Here is a 16,503-nt window from a genome sequence, read left to right on the forward strand (position 1 = left end):
AGTTCATCCGATTATTCACAAAGGGAACTTAGGGGGACGCACTCAGTGGCTCTTTGATCTAGCTCAACCCCTGCGAAAAAATGTTGCATTGCATATATCTGTATTTTTGGGATGATCCCCTGGAGCAGCAGACGAACATTGTGGAATCACCGCTCACCCGAATGCCGAAACGGCATCAGGATCAATCATTTCAACGGTAACGGGCGGTCACCGACGGACTTGAAAGGCTAAGGGTACTGGAACTCGCCGGATATTATGGCGTATCGCTTTCGGGCGCAGGCAACGGCCAGGCGAGCTGTTGAAACAGGTGCGTCACCCTACCGAATAGAGGAACAGATGACTAGCTGGTATGAATTCGCAATCGCCTTCCTGGCATTCTTCGTGCTGCACAGCGTGCCGGTACGGCCACCGGTTAAGGCACAGATCGTCAAACGCATCGGCGGGCGCGCCTTTACCGTGCTGTATTCCTGTGTGTCGATATTTGCGCTGGGCTGGTTGATTTACGCCGCCGCACGGGCACCTTATGTTGAGCTCTGGAGCCCGGCCCCCTGGCAGTTCGGCGTCACATTGATCGTCATGCTGGCAGTCTGCCTCATCATCGCCTTCACGCTCGGGCGGCCCAATCCGTTTTCATTCGGCGGCACGACCGGGTCCCGCTTCGACCCTGCGCATGCCGGTATCGTCCGCGTATACCGGCACCCGCTGCTGGTGGGTTTTCTGTTGTGGGCCGGTTCACACATGCTGCCCAACGGAGATCTCGCTCACATTATCCTGTTCGGAGTGTTTGCCTCCTTCTCGCTGCTCGGAATGCGCTTGCTGGACCGCCGCAACAAACGGCTACTCGGCGCGGCGGAGTATAACGCACTGGCGATCGCCGTGCGTCAGGCGCCGCTTTTACAAAGCTTCGCCCGCGACCGGTTCGTTGTCAGAACCCTGGCCGGCGTCGCTCTGTTTGCCGTGCTTCTTGTCTTGCACCCGGCGGTGATCGGCGTTTCACCATTGGCGGTTTTCTGACGCGCTACAGTAGATTGAGCCAACGCATGCATTAGCGTTCGGCTTTTGATCTTCGCCGCCTCAGCAGCGCCGGAGCGAAGATCACCCCGAAACCGACAAACGCCGCCATCCAGGCAAAAGCCGCGACATGCAGCGCCAGCGTCTGGCTGTCAGTCGTGGCCGCCAGGATGCGGGCAACAGCTGCGACCAGCACCGATGCGAAGATGAAGACACCGGAGCGGCCCGCCTTCAGCGCCTGTCCGGTATGCCCCAGCGAAGACCGCACCATCATCGCCAAAGTCATCACGCCAACCGCGCCGACACTGAGCGCGTGCACGCCAGCCACTTGCGAAACATGGTCTGGCCAGAGAATGGCCGCTGCGATCAGGGCAAAGCCGACCGGCACGAAAAAGTAGCCCACATGTAGGATCCAGACCAGCGGATCACGCAGTGCGCGCTCGCCCGCCCAACGCCCCACCCGGAGCAATTGCAACAGGGCCGCAACCGCCATAGTTACCGCAGTCACCATCGATTCCGGCAACGCCGTCCAGAACCCAAGGGCCAGGACCCCGACGGCAATCGAGACAACGTCAAAACGCGTGAACGCTGCCGGTAAACGCCCCGGGTTTTCCCGCACCAGCCAGTTCCGGGTAAAGCTTGGGATCACCCGCCCGCCAATCAGCATGATCAGGCTGATTGCGGCCAGTGCCGCCAGCCGACGGCTGTAATCGGAAACGCCCTCAAAATGCGCTTCCAGGTGAAAGGCGATGTTGGCCAATGTCAGCACCAACAGCGGCAACAGCACTTTCAGATTTCGCCAGTTTGCGCCGGCAATGATTTCGCGGGCAATTACCATCGCCACGGCAATCAGAAACGACACGTCGATGGCCAGTGCCGACTGCCAGCCTATGTACGATGAAAATGTCACCGCCAGCCGTCCGGCCAGCCAGATCATCACCAGCACCAGCAAGCCGTTGCCCTGCAGCGGCATCCGTCCGGTCCAGTTCGGAACCGCGGTGAACAGGAACCCGGTGATAATCGCCGGCAGAAAACCGAAATAGAGTTCATGAACGTGCCAATCAGTTGGCGCAAACAGTGTCGACAGGCTCAACTCGCCATAGAACTGCGGTAGCCAGAGCAGAATCGACAGCCCCGAATAGAGCGCGCCGAACAGAAAAAACGGGCGAAAACCGTAGCTCAGAAGTGCCGGGCCGGCGTAGTCGCGGGTTCGAGGAATTGCCATGATCAGATCCACATTCATTAATTTCGCGCGCCGCCGCCTTTGGGTTGCGTTGGCGCGGCTATGTCCCTAACAGTTTTGCTCACAGGGTCTTTGCACTGTCGCAAATTGGAGAAAACCTTTGAGCCGTCTTGATCCTTCCCTCATTGCCGATCTGCCGCCTTTCGCGGGAATGGATCGCCAATCTCTGGAGGGCATGCTCGCCAAGGCGGTCTCCGTCCGTCATCCGAAAGATTCGCATATTTTCCGGGAAGCCGAAAAGGCAAATTCGTTCTTTTTGCTTCTTGATGGATTTGTCCGCGTGGTCAAGGTGACTCCGGATGGCGAACAGGTCATCATCCGCTATATTGCCGCCGGCGAATTATTGGGAATTGCCAAGGCACTTGGCCGCGAAACCTATCCGGCGAACGCCGTGGCCGCAGCTGATTGCGTTCTGCTTTCATGGCGTTCCTCCATCTGGGATGCCATCGTTTCGACCCATCCGGGGTTTGCGACCAACACCTATTCGCTGGTCGGGGAACGGCTTGTCGGCACCCAGGACCGTGTTGTCGAGCTTGCCACCGAACGGGTCGAACAAAGGGTTGCCAACGCGGTTCTCAATCTCGCCAGGCAAACCGGACGCAAGACCGAGGATGGGATCCTGATCGACTTCCTGATTTCCCGCCAGGACATTTCCGAGATGACCGGGACGACGCTTCATACCGTTTCCCGCCTGCTCAGCAGCTGGGAAACCAAGGGATGGATCAAGAGTGGGCGCCAGCGGATCACCATCATTGAGGGACACGAGTTGATGATGCTGGCCACCGCGCGCAGTTAAGGCGGCTCAGCCCTTGTCGTCGGGCGCGATTGCGGAGTTGAGCATATCGAGCAATGGTTCGGCATCGCGCGAATGTTCGTGCGCCGCATCACCAACGCTGTGAAACGAACTCAGCACGCACCCGACGCAATGCATCTTCAGTGCCAGCAACACGGCAATTGTCTGCGGATAGTGGCTCATCACCACATCCATCGACATATCGATTGTTATCTCCTGCTTGCCCATCAAGGTTCCCAAAACGCTGCAATGCTAGACTAGCAGGCTTGGCAGACCCCAGTTTGATCCATCGCAATGAACTTCGAAATGGCGCTACCTTGCGCACCAGGAGGCGGGTGGCTCCGTGCACAATATAGGGCTCAGGCTCCTGATTTGAGCTCCTGCGCGGCCGTTAGGGTTAACTTTTCATTGCGTTTGCTTACCAGCAGGAACAGTGCATTTTCTAAGCGTCCTCCATAGGAGCGCCCGGCATGAAGCTGATAGCAATAACCAAAAGACTGATCCTCAATCCCGTGGCCGCGGTTGCTGCCCTGGTAATATGCACGGCGTTTCTCTATTTGCTCGAACGGGCAATCAACCACATGCCGTTCGTCATACTTTCTGTCCTGGGCATGGCGACCGTGATCTTCCTGCTCAGCCGCAAGGCCTATTTCTCAATCTACACAGCGCTTACGCTCACGACACTGATTTCCGTCGCCTCGGTGCTCAAATATCGCACCAAGGGTTTTGATCTTCATGCCTACGATGTGATCTTCACCGGAACCGACCCCAAGGCGTTTGCCTTTCTGCTCGATGAATTCACCATTTACATCGTCCCGTTTGCCGGGTTGATGCTGTGCGCAGTACTGGCGCTCGCGCTGGTCTTCATCTGGGATCGCAAGAGCCGGATAACGGCGCCATGGCGAGCCGGGTTGATGGCGGCCACCTTCGCGCTGATCCCGGTGAGTTATCCGCTCAAGGCCGACGAACCGCGATATTTCCATTATCTCGGCGGTTTCAACGCCTCTGCCTTTTTTGTCTCGTTCCTCGACATCAAGGACGCCGCTCTCGGTCGCGGCATCGGCGAAAAATTTGCCAAAATGCCGGCTGCCGAACCCTTTGCTGCACCTGAGGCCTGCGGAGCAACGGGGCCAAAGCCGGATCTTTTTGTGGTTCTCAGCGAAAGCCAGAGCGACCTCAGCCGGCTGAACGAGTTCGGAATTGACCAGCATTTTTCAAAGCAGTTCAAATCCGCCGACGGCAACTCCCACGGACTACGGGTCGAAACCTTTGGTGGTGGAACCTGGATCTCCAATTTCTCGTTTCTGACCGGGCTGTCCAGCCTCGATTTCGGCTGGCAGGCGCCGTATCTGACAACGGCGATGGAGGGCCGGATCAATTATTCGCTCGCCACAGAACTCAAGCGCTGCGGTTACCGGACGGCCGTGCTGATGCCGATGAAGTTCACCTTCGTCAATGAAGGCCCGTTTCTGAAATCGATCGGCGTTGACGAAGTCCTCGACTTTGATCGCATTGGCGCCAGCGAATATGCCCACCATGACAGGTTCTATTACGAGGCCGCCCGGGCATTTATCGAGGAGCATCGCAAGACCGACGGCAGGCCGCTGTTTCTCCAGGTCCAGACCATGTTTGCGCATTCGCCCTACTCTGCCCAGCTGGCCGCCTCCTCCCCAGCCGACGATATCGAAACCGGCAACGCCGAACTGGACGAGTACATCCGGCGGGTTGACCAGGCACAACAGGATTTCCGCTGGTTTCTCGGCCAGACCGAGGCCGACAGCAAGCGGCACCCCTCCATCGTTCTCGAATTCGGTGACCACCAGTCATTCGCAACGCGCGACGTCATCACCCAGCAGTTCCCGGATTTTGCCATCGATAACCTGACCTCTTCGGCCTACCAGTCGTTTTTCACGGTCCATGGCTACGGTGTGGATGTCGACATGCGCCCCTTCCAGTTCGCCAATCTGGATATCGGTTATCTTGGCGTCTCACTGCTGGAAGCCGCAGGCCTGGAAGAATCACCCATGTACGCCAATCTTGGTGCGCTCAGGGACCGCTGTGAGGGTCGACTGTTCTATTGCCCCGACCGAACTGCGGTCGATCAGCATCTGAATCGACGCATCGCCTCGGGGTATCTTGTGGTCGAGTAACGCCGGGAAATTCATGTGAATTTTCAAGCACAGGTGCACAATTTCGCACCTGTCTAACACTGTCTGAATTCACAACGTTTGTGACGGAATCGCATAAAATGGCCAATCTAATGGATTTAAATGCTGGATATTGATGATGAAATCGTTCATTGCTGGTTTCCTCGCTTGGCGCGATGGCGCGCATTGCGCACGTTTGGAGCCGACAACCGATGATCTGGAAACCATTGATGATCACCAAATCTGCCCTCGCCGATCTTCCCTCGCCCAGCCCACGCAGCGCCGACCCGGCAGCGCTGGCAGCCGAGATCATCGAACGGCTCACCTATTCGATCGGCAAGGACGCCAAGGTCGCCAAACCGCATGACTGGATGACTGCTACCATCCTGGTGATCCGCGACAGGGTGATCGACCGGTGGATGGCGTCGACAAGGCAAACCTATGAGAGCGGCGGCAAGCGGGTCTATTATCTTTCGCTGGAATTCCTGATCGGCAGGCTGACCCGCGACGCAGTGTCCAATCTCGAAATGCTCGACGAGGTCAGCGAAGCGCTGCAAGCGCTTGGCGTGGATTTTGACGCAGTCGCCGCCCTGGAACCCGACGCGGCCCTCGGCAATGGCGGACTGGGGAGACTTGCGGCCTGCTTCATGGAATCCATGGCCACGGTCGATGTTCCCGCCTATGGCTACGGCATCCGGTATGTCCATGGCCTGTTCCGTCAGCAAATGAGCGATGGCTGGCAGGTCGAACTGCCGGAAAACTGGCTGGCCCACGGCAATCCGTGGGAGTTTCAACGTCACGAGTGCGCTTACGAAATCGGTTTCGGCGGCACCGTGGACAGCGTTGATGACGGCACCACCGGGACCCAGCGCTGCGTCTGGAAACCACTGGAGCGCGTGATCGCGGCTGCCTATGACACACCTGTGGTCGGATGGCGGGCCAAGCGTGTCAACACGCTCAGGCTGTGGACCGCACAGCCAATCGATCCGATACTGCTCGACGCCTTCAACGCCGGTGATCACATCGGCGCCCTGCGTGACAGTAACAAGGCCGAGGCGCTCACCCGCGTGCTTTACCCCGCTGACCAGACCCCGGCGGGCCAGGAATTGCGGCTCAGGCAGGAATATTTCTTCTCTTCCGCCTCGCTTCAGGACATTCTGCGCCGTCACCTGCAGCAATATGACGATCTGAGTTCGCTGCCCGACAAGGTCGCGATCCAGCTCAACGACACCCATCCAGCGGTTTCGGTAGCCGAATTGATGCGGTTGTTGATCGATGTTCACGGTATGGAATTCGACCCCGCCTGGGACATCACCCGCAAAACCTTCAGCTACACCAACCACACGCTGCTTCCCGAAGCGCTGGAAAGCTGGCCGGTGCCCTTGTTTGAACGGCTGCTGCCCCGTCACATGCAACTGGTTTACGCCATCAACGCCACCGTTTTACGTCACGCCCGCAAGGTGCGCGGCTATGGCGATGAACAGGCCCGCTCGGTCTCGCTGATCGATGAAGGCGGCGAACGTCGTGTCCGTATGGGCAATCTGGCCTTTGTCGGTTCGCATTCGATCAACGGCGTATCGGCGCTACACACAGATCTGATGAAACAGACCGTATTTTCCGATCTGCACGGGCTCTACCCGGAGCGCATCAACAACAAAACCAACGGCATCACCCCGCGGCGCTGGCTGATGCAGTGCAATCCCGGCCTGTTCTCGCTCATCCGCGAGGCCATCGGCGACGAGTTCATGGACGATGCCGAAGCGCTCTCCGCGCTCGATGCCTTTGCCGGCGATTCCGAATTCCGCGCCCGCTTTGCCGCCATCAAGCGCGAAAACAAGGCGCAACTGTCAAATCTTGTCGCTCGCCGGATGGGTATCAAACTCGATCCGTCGGCGATGTTCGACATCCAGATCAAGCGAATTCACGAATACAAGCGGCAATTGCTCAACATCATCGAGACCGTGGCGCTGTACGACCAGATCCGCTCGCACCCCGAACTCGACTGGGTCCCGCGTGTGAAATTCTTCGCCGGCAAGGCGGCGCCGAGCTATCACAATGCCAAGCTCATCATCAAACTCGCCAACGACGTGGCGCGGGTGATCAACAATGATCCCGCCGTGCGCGGCCTGCTCAAGGTCGCCTTCATCCCCAATTACAACGTCTCGCTGGCCGAGGTGATGGTGCCGGCCGCGGATCTGTCCGAGCAGATTTCGACCGCAGGCATGGAAGCCTCGGGCACCGGCAACATGAAGTTCGCCCTCAATGGTGCGCTGACCATCGGTACGCTTGACGGCGCCAACGTCGAAATCCGCGAATGTGTGGGCGAGGACAATATCTTCATCTTCGGGCTCACCGCCGACGAGGTCGCCGCGCGCCGCGCCGAAGGCCATGAGCCCCGCGCCATCATCGAGGCGTCAAGCGAACTGTCGCAAGCGCTGACGGCTATTTCGTCGGGCGTTTTCAGCCAGGACGACCGTGACCGTTTCACCGATCTTGTCGCCGGGCTTTACGACCATGACTGGTTCATGGTCACGGCCGATTTTGACGCTTACGCCAAGACCCAGCGCCAGGTTGACGCTTTGTGGGTTGACGAAGAGGCGTGGTATAGCCGTACTATCATCAATACCGCGCGGGTTGGCTGGTTCTCATCAGACCGCACAATCCGCCAGTATGCGAAAGAAATCTGGAAAGCCGGCCCATGAAACAAAAGGGAACCGTGCGCGACGCCGACAAGACGGGCTTCAGCCTGCCTGTGGATGAGGCAGAAGCAATCGCTTCGGGAGCGCATGCGGACCCTTTTTCTGTTCTCGGACTACAAGATCACCAGAAAGGCATGATTGCCCGTGCCTTCATCCCCGGTGCCGATGCGGTCCAGGTATTGACCTTGGTTGGCGAGCCCGTCGGTCAGCTTGAACAAGGTGCGGTGGCAGGCCTGTTCGAAGGCCGGGTCAACCTCAAGCAGCGCCAGCCGCTACGCTATTCCGCCACCAATGCGACCGGTGCCTGGCAGATCGGCGATCCCTACAGCTTCGGGCCGGTACTGGGGCCGATGGACGATTATTTCATCGCCGAGGGCTCGCATCTGCGGCTGTTCGACAAGCTCGGCGCGCATCCGATCACGCATGAAGGCGTGGAGGGCGTGCATTTTGCCGTCTGGGCGCCCAATGCCCGCCGCGTCTCCGTCGTCGGCGATTTCAACGACTGGGACGGGCGCCGCCATGTCATGCGCAAGCGCAGCGATGTTGGCATCTGGGAGATTTTTGCCCCCGACGTTAAACCCGGCACCGCCTACAAGTTCGAGATCATCGGGCCGGACGGGCAGAAACTGCCGCTCAAGGCCGACCCCTATGCACGTCGCGCCGAGTTTCGTCCGGCTACCGCTTCCATCGTCGCTGCCGGCCTCGATCATGAATGGGGCGATCAGGCCCACCGCGATCATTGGAGCAAGGTTGATCCCCGCCGTCAGCCGATGTCGGTATACGAGGTGCATCCCGGCTCCTGGCGCCGCCACGATGACGGCTCGTTCTTCTCCTGGGACCAGATGGCTGCCGAATTGATCCCCTATTGTGTGGAGATGGGCTTTACCCATATCGAATTTCTGCCGGTTTCCGAGCACCCCTATGATCCGTCTTGGGGCTATCAGACCACAGGGCTATATGCGCCATCAGCGCGTTTTGGCGAGCCTGCGGGGTTTGCCCGGCTTGTCGATGGCGCCCATCAGGTCGGTGTCGGCGTCATTCTCGACTGGGTGCCTGCGCATTTTCCGACTGACGCCCACGGCCTGTCGAATTTCGACGGCACCGCGCTTTACGAGCACGCCGATCCACGTCAGGGTTTTCACCCGGACTGGAACACGGCGATCTACAATTTTGGCCGGCGGGAAGTGGTGTCGTTCCTGGTCAACAACGCGCTGTTCTGGGCCGAGGCCTATCATGTCGACGGCCTGCGGGTCGATGCAGTCGCCTCGATGCTCTATCTCGATTATTCCCGCAAGGAAGGCGAGTGGATACCCAACAAGGATGGCGGCCGGGAAAATCTCGAAGCCGTCAATTTCCTGCGCGAGATGAACAAGGCGGTCTACGCCACCCATCCCGGCATCGTCACCATTGCCGAGGAATCCACTTCGTGGCCCAAGGTATCGGCGCCGGTGCATGAGGGCGGGCTGGGCTTCGGGTTCAAATGGAACATGGGCTTCATGCACGATACCCTGTCCTACATGAGCCGCGATCCGATCCATCGCAAACACCATCATGACGACCTCACCTTTGGCCTGCTCTATGCCTTTTCGGAGAATTTCGTGTTGCCGCTCTCCCACGACGAAGTGGTGCATGGCAAAGGCTCGCTGCTAACCAAGATGCCCGGCGACGAGTGGCAGAAGTTCGCCAATTTGCGTGCCTATTACGGCTTCATGTGGGGCTACCCTGGCAAGAAGCTGCTGTTCATGGGCCAGGAATTTGCCCAGCGCGGCGAATGGAGCGAGGCCCGGCAACTCGACTGGGATCATCTCGACGACCCTCGCCATCACGGCATGCAGAACCTGGTGCGCGATCTCAACAAGCTTTACGCCCGGCTACCCGCGCTTCACGCCCGCGATTGCGAGCCGGAAGGCTTTGAATGGCTGATCGCCGATGACAGCGCCAATTCGGTGTTTGCCTGGGCCCGCCACGCGCCCGGCGAAATGCCGGTGGTGGTCATCTCGAATTTCACACCTAACGTTCACACAAGCTACCTGGTGCCGATGCCCGCAGGCGGAACCTGGCGCGAGATCTTCAATTCCGACGCCACCATCTATGGCGGCTCCGGCAAGGGAAACATGGGCGAAGTGACCACGCGTCTGGAGGATGGGCGCACGGTTGCCGAGCTGACACTGCCGCCATTGGCAACATTGATGCTGACGCCCGGCTGAACCGGACGCGGCGAAAACCGAACGGGAGGAAGACATGGAGCAGAAAAGGGTCCAGCCACTGGCGCGTGACGCCATGGCCTATGTACTGGCGGGCGGCCGCGGCAGTCGGCTCAAGGAACTCACCGACGTTCGCGCCAAACCCGCGGTCTATTTCGGCGGCAAGACGCGGATCATCGATTTCGCCCTGTCGAACGCGCTCAATTCCGGTATTCGGCGTATCGGCGTGGCCACGCAATACAAGGCCCACTCGCTGATCCGCCACCTGCAGCGTGGCTGGAACTTCCTGCGGCCAGAGCGCAATGAAAGCTTCGACATTCTGCCCGCCAGCCAACGCGTTTCGGAAACGCAATGGTATGACGGCACCGCCGACGCGGTGTTCCAGAATATCGACATCATCGAAAGCTATGCGCCCAAATACATGGTCATTCTGGCGGGCGACCACATCTACAAGATGGACTATGAATTGATGCTGCAACAGCACGTCAATTCCGGCGCCGACGTGACCGTTGGCTGCCTCGAAGTGCCACGCATGGAAGCCACCGGCTTCGGCGTCATGCATGTCGACGCCAGCGACACTATCATCGACTTTGTCGAAAAGCCCGCCGACCCCCCGGCCATGCCCGACAAGCCCGATATGGCGCTTGCCTCGATGGGCATCTATGTCTTCAACACCGATTTCCTGATGGATGAATTACGCCGCGATGCCGAAACCCCCGGTTCGAGTCGTGATTTCGGCAAGGACATCATTCCCTATATCGTCAAGAACGGCAAAGCCGTGGCGCACCGGTTTACCGATTCCTGTGTCCGCGAAACCCCCAGCCACGAGGCCTACTGGCGTGATGTTGGAACCATTGATGCCTATTGGCAGGCCAACATCGATCTCACCGACATCCTGCCGGAACTCGATCTTTACGACCGCTCCTGGCCGATCTGGACCTATGCAGAGATCCGCCCGCCGGCAAAATTTGTGCATAACGAAGACGGCCGCCGCGGCATGGCGTTGTCATCGCTGGTCTCGGGCGATTGCATCATCTCCGGTGCCGAGCTGAACCGCTCGCTGCTTTTCTCTGGCGTTTTGTGCCGGTCCTATTCATCCCTCAATGAAGCGGTGGTATTGCCGGAATGCGTGATCGGTCGGGACGCGCATCTGGCGCGAGTGGTGCTTGATCGCGGCGTCAAGATTCCGGCAGGCCTGATCGTTGGCGAAGATAAGGAGCTCGACGCCAGCCGCTTTACACGCACCGAATCGGGTATCTGCCTGATCACTCAGGAAATGCTCAACCGCGCGGGGCTGATTTACGAATGAAGATTCTTTCCGTCGCATCCGAAGTCTACCCGTTGATCAAGACCGGAGGGCTAGCCGATGTCGTCGGCGCCCTTCCGGCGGCCCTTGCCGGCCATGGCATCGACATGCGGGTACTGTTGCCGGGCTACAGACCGGTGATGGCGAAAATCCGCAAGCCGATCCCGGTAATGGAGTTCGCTGACCTGTTCGGCACCACTGCCTCGGTGCTCGCCTGCACGGTCGACGAGATGCATTGCCTGGTGCTTGACGCCCCGGCATTTTACGATCGCGACGGCGGGCCCTATGCGGATGCGACGGGACTTGACCATCCGGATAACTGGCGGCGCTTTGCCGCTCTTTGCCGGGCCGCCGCCGATATTGCCGAAAACGGCGTGGGCGGCTGGGTACCGGATCTGGTCCATGCCCATGACTGGCAGGCGGGGCTCGTTCCGGTCTACCTCAAGCATAGCAGGGCCGCAGCCACACCCACGGTGATGACGGTTCACAATCTCGCCTTTCAGGGCCAGTTCGGCCCTGAAATCTTTTCCGAGCTTGGCTTGCCGGCATCGGCTTTCTCGGTCGAGGGGCTCGAATACTACGGCGACGTCAGCTTCCTCAAGGGTGGCCTGCAACTGGCCTCGGCGATCACCACGGTGAGCCCGACCTATGCGCAGGAAATCCGTACGGCCGAATTCGGCATGGGGCTTGATGGCCTGATCAACGCCCGCGCCGCGGATTTGCACGGGATCGTCAACGGCATCGACACCGATATCTGGAATCCCGCAACCGATCCAATGATCGAAGCCAATTACGCTGCCTTGAAACTGAAGAAGCGGCAGGCCAATCGCAAGGCCGTTGCCGAGCGGTTTGGACTGGCCGATACCGATGGCCCGGTCTTCACCGCCGTCAGCCGCCTGACCTGGCAGAAGGGCATCGATGTGCTGGCCGAGATCACCGACGACATTGTCGCCATGGGCGGCAAGCTGGCGATGCTCGGGTCCGGAGATGCGGCGCTCGAGGAAATGCTGACTGCAGCCGCCGCCCGTCATCCGGGCCATGTCGGCCTGGAGATTGGTTATGATGAGCCGCTGTCGCACCTGATGCAGGCTGGTGGTGACGTGATTCTGGTGCCATCGCGGTTCGAACCATGCGGGCTGACCCAGCTCTATGGCTTGCGTTACGGCAACGTTCCGCTTGTGGCGCGCACCGGCGGCCTCGCCGACACCGTGATTGACGCCAACGAGGCAGCCAGCGCCGCCCGTGTCGCCACCGGTTTCCAGTTTTCACCGGTAACACCGGATGCGTTGCGCGAGGCCATCCGCCGGGCGATCCGCGCATTCGGCCAGCCCAAGGTATGGGCACGATTGCAAAACCAGGGCATGAAGGCGGATGTTTCCTGGGGCCGAAGCGCCACCCGCTACGCCACGCTTTACCGCGAACTTCTTGCCATACAGAGATGAAATTGATGATCCGGACCGTAAAAATCAGCCCCTTCCCCGACCAGAAACCCGGCACCTCGGGGCTGCGCAAGAAGGTTCCGGTGTTCCAGACTCCGGGCTATACCGAAGCCTTTATCCAGTCGATTTTCGACAGCCTTGATGGCTTCAAGGGCGAGACACTGGTGATCGGTGGCGATGGCCGCTATTACAACCGGCACGTCATCCAGACCGCAATCCGGATGGCGGCGGCCAACGGCTTTGGCCGGGTGCTGGTTGGGCAGGGCGGCATCCTGTCGACACCTGCGGCCTCTCATCTGATCCGCAAATCAGGTGCCTTCGGCGGCCTGATCCTCTCAGCCAGTCACAATCCCGGCGGTCCGACCGAGGATTTCGGCATCAAGTACAACACATCCAGTGGCGGCCCTGCACCGGAAAAGATCACCGACGCGATTTTCGCGCGGACCGGGGAGATCGACCGCTATCTGATCGCCGAAATCGATGATGTCGACCTCGATCAGACAGGAACATTCGAGGCCGGCGGCATGGTCATCGAGGTTATCGATCCGGTCGCCGATTACGCCGACCTGATGGAGACCTTGTTTGATTTCGACGCCATGCGGGCAATGATCGCCGGTGGCTTCAAGGTCACCTTCGACGCCATGCATGCGGTCACCGGCCCCTATGCGAAGGAGATTCTGGTGCGTCGCCTCGGCGTCAATCCGGAACTCATCTACAACGCAACGCCGCTCGAAGATTTCGGCGGCCATCACCCGGACCCCAACCTCGTTCACGCCAAGGCCCTGTTCGACTGGATGATGGCTGACGATGCGCCCGATTTCGGCGCCGCTTCCGATGGCGATGGAGATCGCAACCTGATCATCGGCAAAGGCGTATTTGTCACCCCGTCGGATTCGCTGGCAATGCTCGCCGCCAACGCCCATCTGGCGCCGGGCTACAAGGATGGCCTCAAGGGCATCGCCCGTTCAATGCCGACCAGCGGCGCCGCGGACCGGGTCGCCGAAAAGCTGGGCGTCGAAATGCACGAAACGCCCACCGGCTGGAAGTTTTTCGGGAATCTGCTTGATGCCGGGCGATGCACCATCTGCGGCGAGGAAAGCGCCGGCACCGGTTCCGATCACGTGCGCGAAAAGGACGGGCTCTGGGCGGTATTGCTGTGGCTCAACATTCTCGCCGTCCGCAAGCAGAGCATGATCGACATCGTCCATGATCACTGGGCCAGCTATGGACGCACCTATTATTCGCGCCATGACTACGAGGCGATCGAGATCGATCGCGCCAACCAGTTGATACAGGCACTCGAAAGCGGGCTTTCAGACCTCGCCGGCAGGCAGGTTGCATCGCTAACCATCGAACGCGCCGACAGCTTCACCTATCACGATCCGGTCGATGGTTCGGTCAGCCACAATCAGGGCCTGCGGATCTTCTTCGAAGGCGGCTCGCGGCTGGTGTTCCGGTTGTCTGGCACCGGGACCTCAGGGGCAACATTGCGGGTCTACATGGAACGTCATGAACCCGACCCGTCCCGCCATGACCAGGAAACCCAGGCAGCCCTCGCCCCGGTGATCGAAGCCGCCGAGACGCTGGCCGAAATCCGCAAACGGACCGGACGCGAAGCGCCGACTGTCATCACCTGATGAACGACATCAACGGAATGGACCTGCCCAAAAGGCCTGGCGCGGAACCGACGGCAAACGGCGTGCGGTTTGCCGTGCGTGCTCCAGGGGCGACATCGGTGTGTGTCTGCCTGTTTGACGATGACGACCAGGAAACCGAGCGTGCGGATCTCACTGACGGCCCGGACGATTATTTCACCGGCTTTATCCCCGGCATCGGCGCAGGCGCGCGCTACGGCTTTCGCGCCGACGGCCCTTGGGCACCCGAACAGGGACATCTGTTTGACGCCAGCAAGCTGCTCGTCGACCCCTATGCGGTGCGGATCGACCGACCCTTTGCCTACGATCCCCGCCTAGGCACATTCGGCGAGGATACGGCCGCGCTCGTGCCGAAATCGGTGGTTGAACACATACTACCGGCGCTGAATCCAGCCAGGCCATATTTTCAATCGGGCGACTTGATCTACGAACTGCCGGTGCATGCGTTTACCCTGCTCCACCCCGACATTCCCGAAGCCGACCGCGGCACGCTGCGGGCCCTCTGCCATCCCGCTATCATCGAGCATCTTGCTTCCCTGCATATAGGGGCTGTGGAACTGATGCCGATCGCCGCATGGATTGACGAGCGGCATCTGCCGCCACTGGGGCTTACCAATGCCTGGGGTTACAACCCGGTCACCATGCTGGCGTTGGACCCACGCCTGGCCCCTGGCGGCATTGCCGACCTGCGCGATGCGGTTTACGCGCTGCATCAGGCCGGGATCAGTGTGTTTCTCGACGTTGTTTTCAATCACACCGGTGAGAGCGATACCGACGGCCCGACCCTGTCATTGCGCGGCCTTGGCAACGCTGCCTATTACCGCCATCATCGTGAAGATCCGGGATCGCTGGTCAACGATACCGGCTGCGGCAACACGCTGGCCTGCGATCGACCCGATGTTCAGGAACTGGTGCTCGCCGCCATGCGCCATTTCGTGACCCAGGCCGGTATCGACGGCTTTCGCTTCGACCTCGCTCCGATCCTCGGTCGCGACCCCGACGGGTTCTCGCCGAATGCGCGTCTGCTGCAACAGATTGTCGATGATCCGGTGCTGCATGACCGGGTCATGATCGCTGAACCCTGGGACATCGGTCCCGGCGGATATCAGCTTGGCAATTTCGGTCCGCCCTGGCTCGAATGGAACGACCGGGCCCGCGATGATATCCGCCGCTTCTGGCGTGGTGACGCCGGCATGACTGGTCAACTGGCAACACGGCTGTCCGGATCCTCCGACATCTTTGCCAGGGACAATGCCGTCAAAACCCGCAGCGTCAATTTCGTCTCGGCCCATGACGGCTTTCCGCTGGGCGATCTGGTGGCCTACGAAACCAAGCACAACGAAGCCAATGGCGAAGCCAACCGCGATGGCCATGACGCCAATTATTCCTGGAACAACGGCACCGAGGGCTTAACCGATGATCCGGATATTCTCGCCGCGCGGGAAACCGACGCACAGGCGCTGATTGCCACCCTGTTTGCCAGCCGCGGTACGATCCTGCTGACTGCGGGCGACGAATTTGGCCATAGCCAGGGCGGCAACAACAATGCCTATGCGCAGGACAACCCGATCACTTGGCGCAATTGGGGCCATATCAATCACCAGCGCTTGGCCTTCACCCGCGCCTGGGCGAAACTCAGGGCCGAATCACCCTTGCTCGAACGGACCCGTTTGTTGTCCGCTTCCGACGGATCAGATGATCCGGACCAGGTTGCCTGGCTGACTGCGGAGGGAGAGCCGATGACGCCGTCCGAGTGGGAGGACCCCGCGTGCGAGGCTTTCATGATGGCGCTGGGGCCAGCGGGAAACCGCCTGCTGGTTCTGTTCAACCGCGGGGCGCGGGCCCTGTGCCCAAAGCTTCCGGCGACATCCGGTTGCTGGTGCCCCGCAATACCCGAATTCACCCGGGACGAGACCGTTCCCGCCCGCACGGTTATGGCCTGGAATGAGACCGTCACGACCCCATAGAACAAGCCGGTGCCCGGATCATGCCAAACGCACCGCGCG

General features: G+C 59.9%; 11 protein-coding genes. 9 read left to right on the forward strand and 2 right to left on the reverse strand.

The genetic code is table 11. The features are described from left to right. The first annotated feature begins 336 nt into the window (after positions 1 to 336). Complete coding sequence (locus tag OEG84_RS11730; RefSeq protein ID WP_267653930.1) at positions 337 to 1,014, forward strand: NnrU family protein; 678 nt, start codon at positions 337 to 339, stop codon at positions 1,012 to 1,014. A gap of 31 nt (positions 1,015 to 1,045) precedes the next feature. Here the strand turns inward: OEG84_RS11730 and OEG84_RS11735 are convergent, their stop codons facing one another. Continuing rightward, positions 1,046 to 2,236: an NnrS family protein gene (locus OEG84_RS11735; protein ID WP_267653931.1), complete on the reverse strand. Its 1,191-nt coding sequence runs from the start codon at positions 2,234 to 2,236 to the stop codon at positions 1,046 to 1,048. 118 nt (positions 2,237 to 2,354) lie between these two features. Here OEG84_RS11735 and OEG84_RS11740 point away from each other — a divergent pair, with 118 nt between their 5' ends. Further along, entirely contained in the window at positions 2,355 to 3,050 is a 696-nt protein-coding gene (locus tag OEG84_RS11740) for a Crp/Fnr family transcriptional regulator (RefSeq protein WP_267653932.1), read from the forward strand. A gap of 6 nt (positions 3,051 to 3,056) precedes the next feature. Here OEG84_RS11740 and OEG84_RS11745 read toward each other — a convergent pair whose 3' ends face one another. Further along, entirely contained in the window at positions 3,057 to 3,275 is a 219-nt protein-coding gene (locus OEG84_RS11745) for a DUF1858 domain-containing protein (RefSeq protein WP_267653933.1), read from the reverse strand. Between the two features lie 242 nt (positions 3,276 to 3,517). Between OEG84_RS11745 and OEG84_RS11750 the strand changes: the two genes are divergently transcribed. The 7 genes from OEG84_RS11750 (at position 3,518) to glgX (ending at position 16,464) form a co-directional block, all read left to right on the forward strand. Then, complete coding sequence (locus OEG84_RS11750) at positions 3,518 to 5,197, forward strand: sulfatase-like hydrolase/transferase (RefSeq protein WP_267653934.1); 1,680 nt, start codon at positions 3,518 to 3,520, stop codon at positions 5,195 to 5,197. A 227-nt stretch (positions 5,198 to 5,424) separates the two neighbouring features. After that, complete coding sequence (locus OEG84_RS11755; RefSeq protein WP_267653935.1) at positions 5,425 to 7,896, forward strand: glycogen/starch/alpha-glucan phosphorylase; 2,472 nt, start codon at positions 5,425 to 5,427, stop codon at positions 7,894 to 7,896. Next, complete coding sequence (gene glgB / locus OEG84_RS11760; RefSeq protein ID WP_267653936.1) at positions 7,893 to 10,100, forward strand: 1,4-alpha-glucan branching protein GlgB; 2,208 nt, start codon at positions 7,893 to 7,895, stop codon at positions 10,098 to 10,100. Before OEG84_RS11755 ends, glgB begins: the two co-directional genes overlap by 4 nt. A 34-nt stretch (positions 10,101 to 10,134) precedes the next feature. Further along, a complete protein-coding gene (glgC, locus tag OEG84_RS11765) occupies positions 10,135 to 11,406 on the forward strand; it encodes a glucose-1-phosphate adenylyltransferase (RefSeq protein WP_267653937.1) in 1,272 nt (423 codons plus the stop codon). Further along, positions 11,403 to 12,845 carry a glycogen synthase GlgA gene (gene glgA, locus OEG84_RS11770; protein ID WP_267653938.1) on the forward strand — a complete coding sequence of 481 codons (1,443 nt, stop codon included), beginning with the start codon at positions 11,403 to 11,405 and terminating at the stop codon, positions 12,843 to 12,845. The genes glgC and glgA overlap by 4 nt, the downstream gene beginning before the upstream one ends. A gap of 2 nt (positions 12,846 to 12,847) precedes the next feature. After that, the gene (locus tag OEG84_RS11775; RefSeq protein WP_267656167.1) at positions 12,848 to 14,479 is read left to right on the forward strand and encodes an alpha-D-glucose phosphate-specific phosphoglucomutase; all 1,632 of its coding nucleotides are present in this window, start codon (positions 12,848 to 12,850) and stop codon (positions 14,477 to 14,479) included. Next, a complete protein-coding gene (gene glgX / locus OEG84_RS11780; protein WP_267653939.1) occupies positions 14,479 to 16,464 on the forward strand; it encodes a glycogen debranching protein GlgX in 1,986 nt (661 codons plus the stop codon). Before OEG84_RS11775 ends, glgX begins: the two co-directional genes overlap by 1 nt. Positions 16,465 to 16,503 lie beyond the last annotated feature (39 nt).

Origin of the sequence: Hoeflea algicola, assembly GCF_026619415.1 — a bacterium.
Taxonomy (GTDB): Bacteria; Pseudomonadota; Alphaproteobacteria; order Rhizobiales; family Rhizobiaceae; genus Hoeflea; species Hoeflea algicola.

Coding starts and splice junctions, on each gene's coding strand:
- OEG84_RS11730 (WP_267653930.1), top strand. CDS start 337: ATGACTAGCTGGTATGAATTCGCAATCGCCTTCCTGGCATTCTTCGTG.
- OEG84_RS11735 (WP_267653931.1), bottom strand. CDS start 2,236: ATGGCAATTCCTCGAACCCGCGACTACGCCGGCCCGGCACTTCTGAGC.
- OEG84_RS11745 (WP_267653933.1), bottom strand. CDS start 3,275: ATGGGCAAGCAGGAGATAACAATCGATATGTCGATGGATGTGGTGATG.
- OEG84_RS11750 (WP_267653934.1), top strand. CDS start 3,518: ATGAAGCTGATAGCAATAACCAAAAGACTGATCCTCAATCCCGTGGCC.
- OEG84_RS11755 (WP_267653935.1), top strand. CDS start 5,425: ATGATCACCAAATCTGCCCTCGCCGATCTTCCCTCGCCCAGCCCACGC.
- glgB (WP_267653936.1), top strand. CDS start 7,893: ATGAAACAAAAGGGAACCGTGCGCGACGCCGACAAGACGGGCTTCAGC.
- glgC (WP_267653937.1), top strand. CDS start 10,135: ATGGAGCAGAAAAGGGTCCAGCCACTGGCGCGTGACGCCATGGCCTAT.
- glgA (WP_267653938.1), top strand. CDS start 11,403: ATGAAGATTCTTTCCGTCGCATCCGAAGTCTACCCGTTGATCAAGACC.
- glgX (WP_267653939.1), top strand. CDS start 14,479: ATGAACGACATCAACGGAATGGACCTGCCCAAAAGGCCTGGCGCGGAA.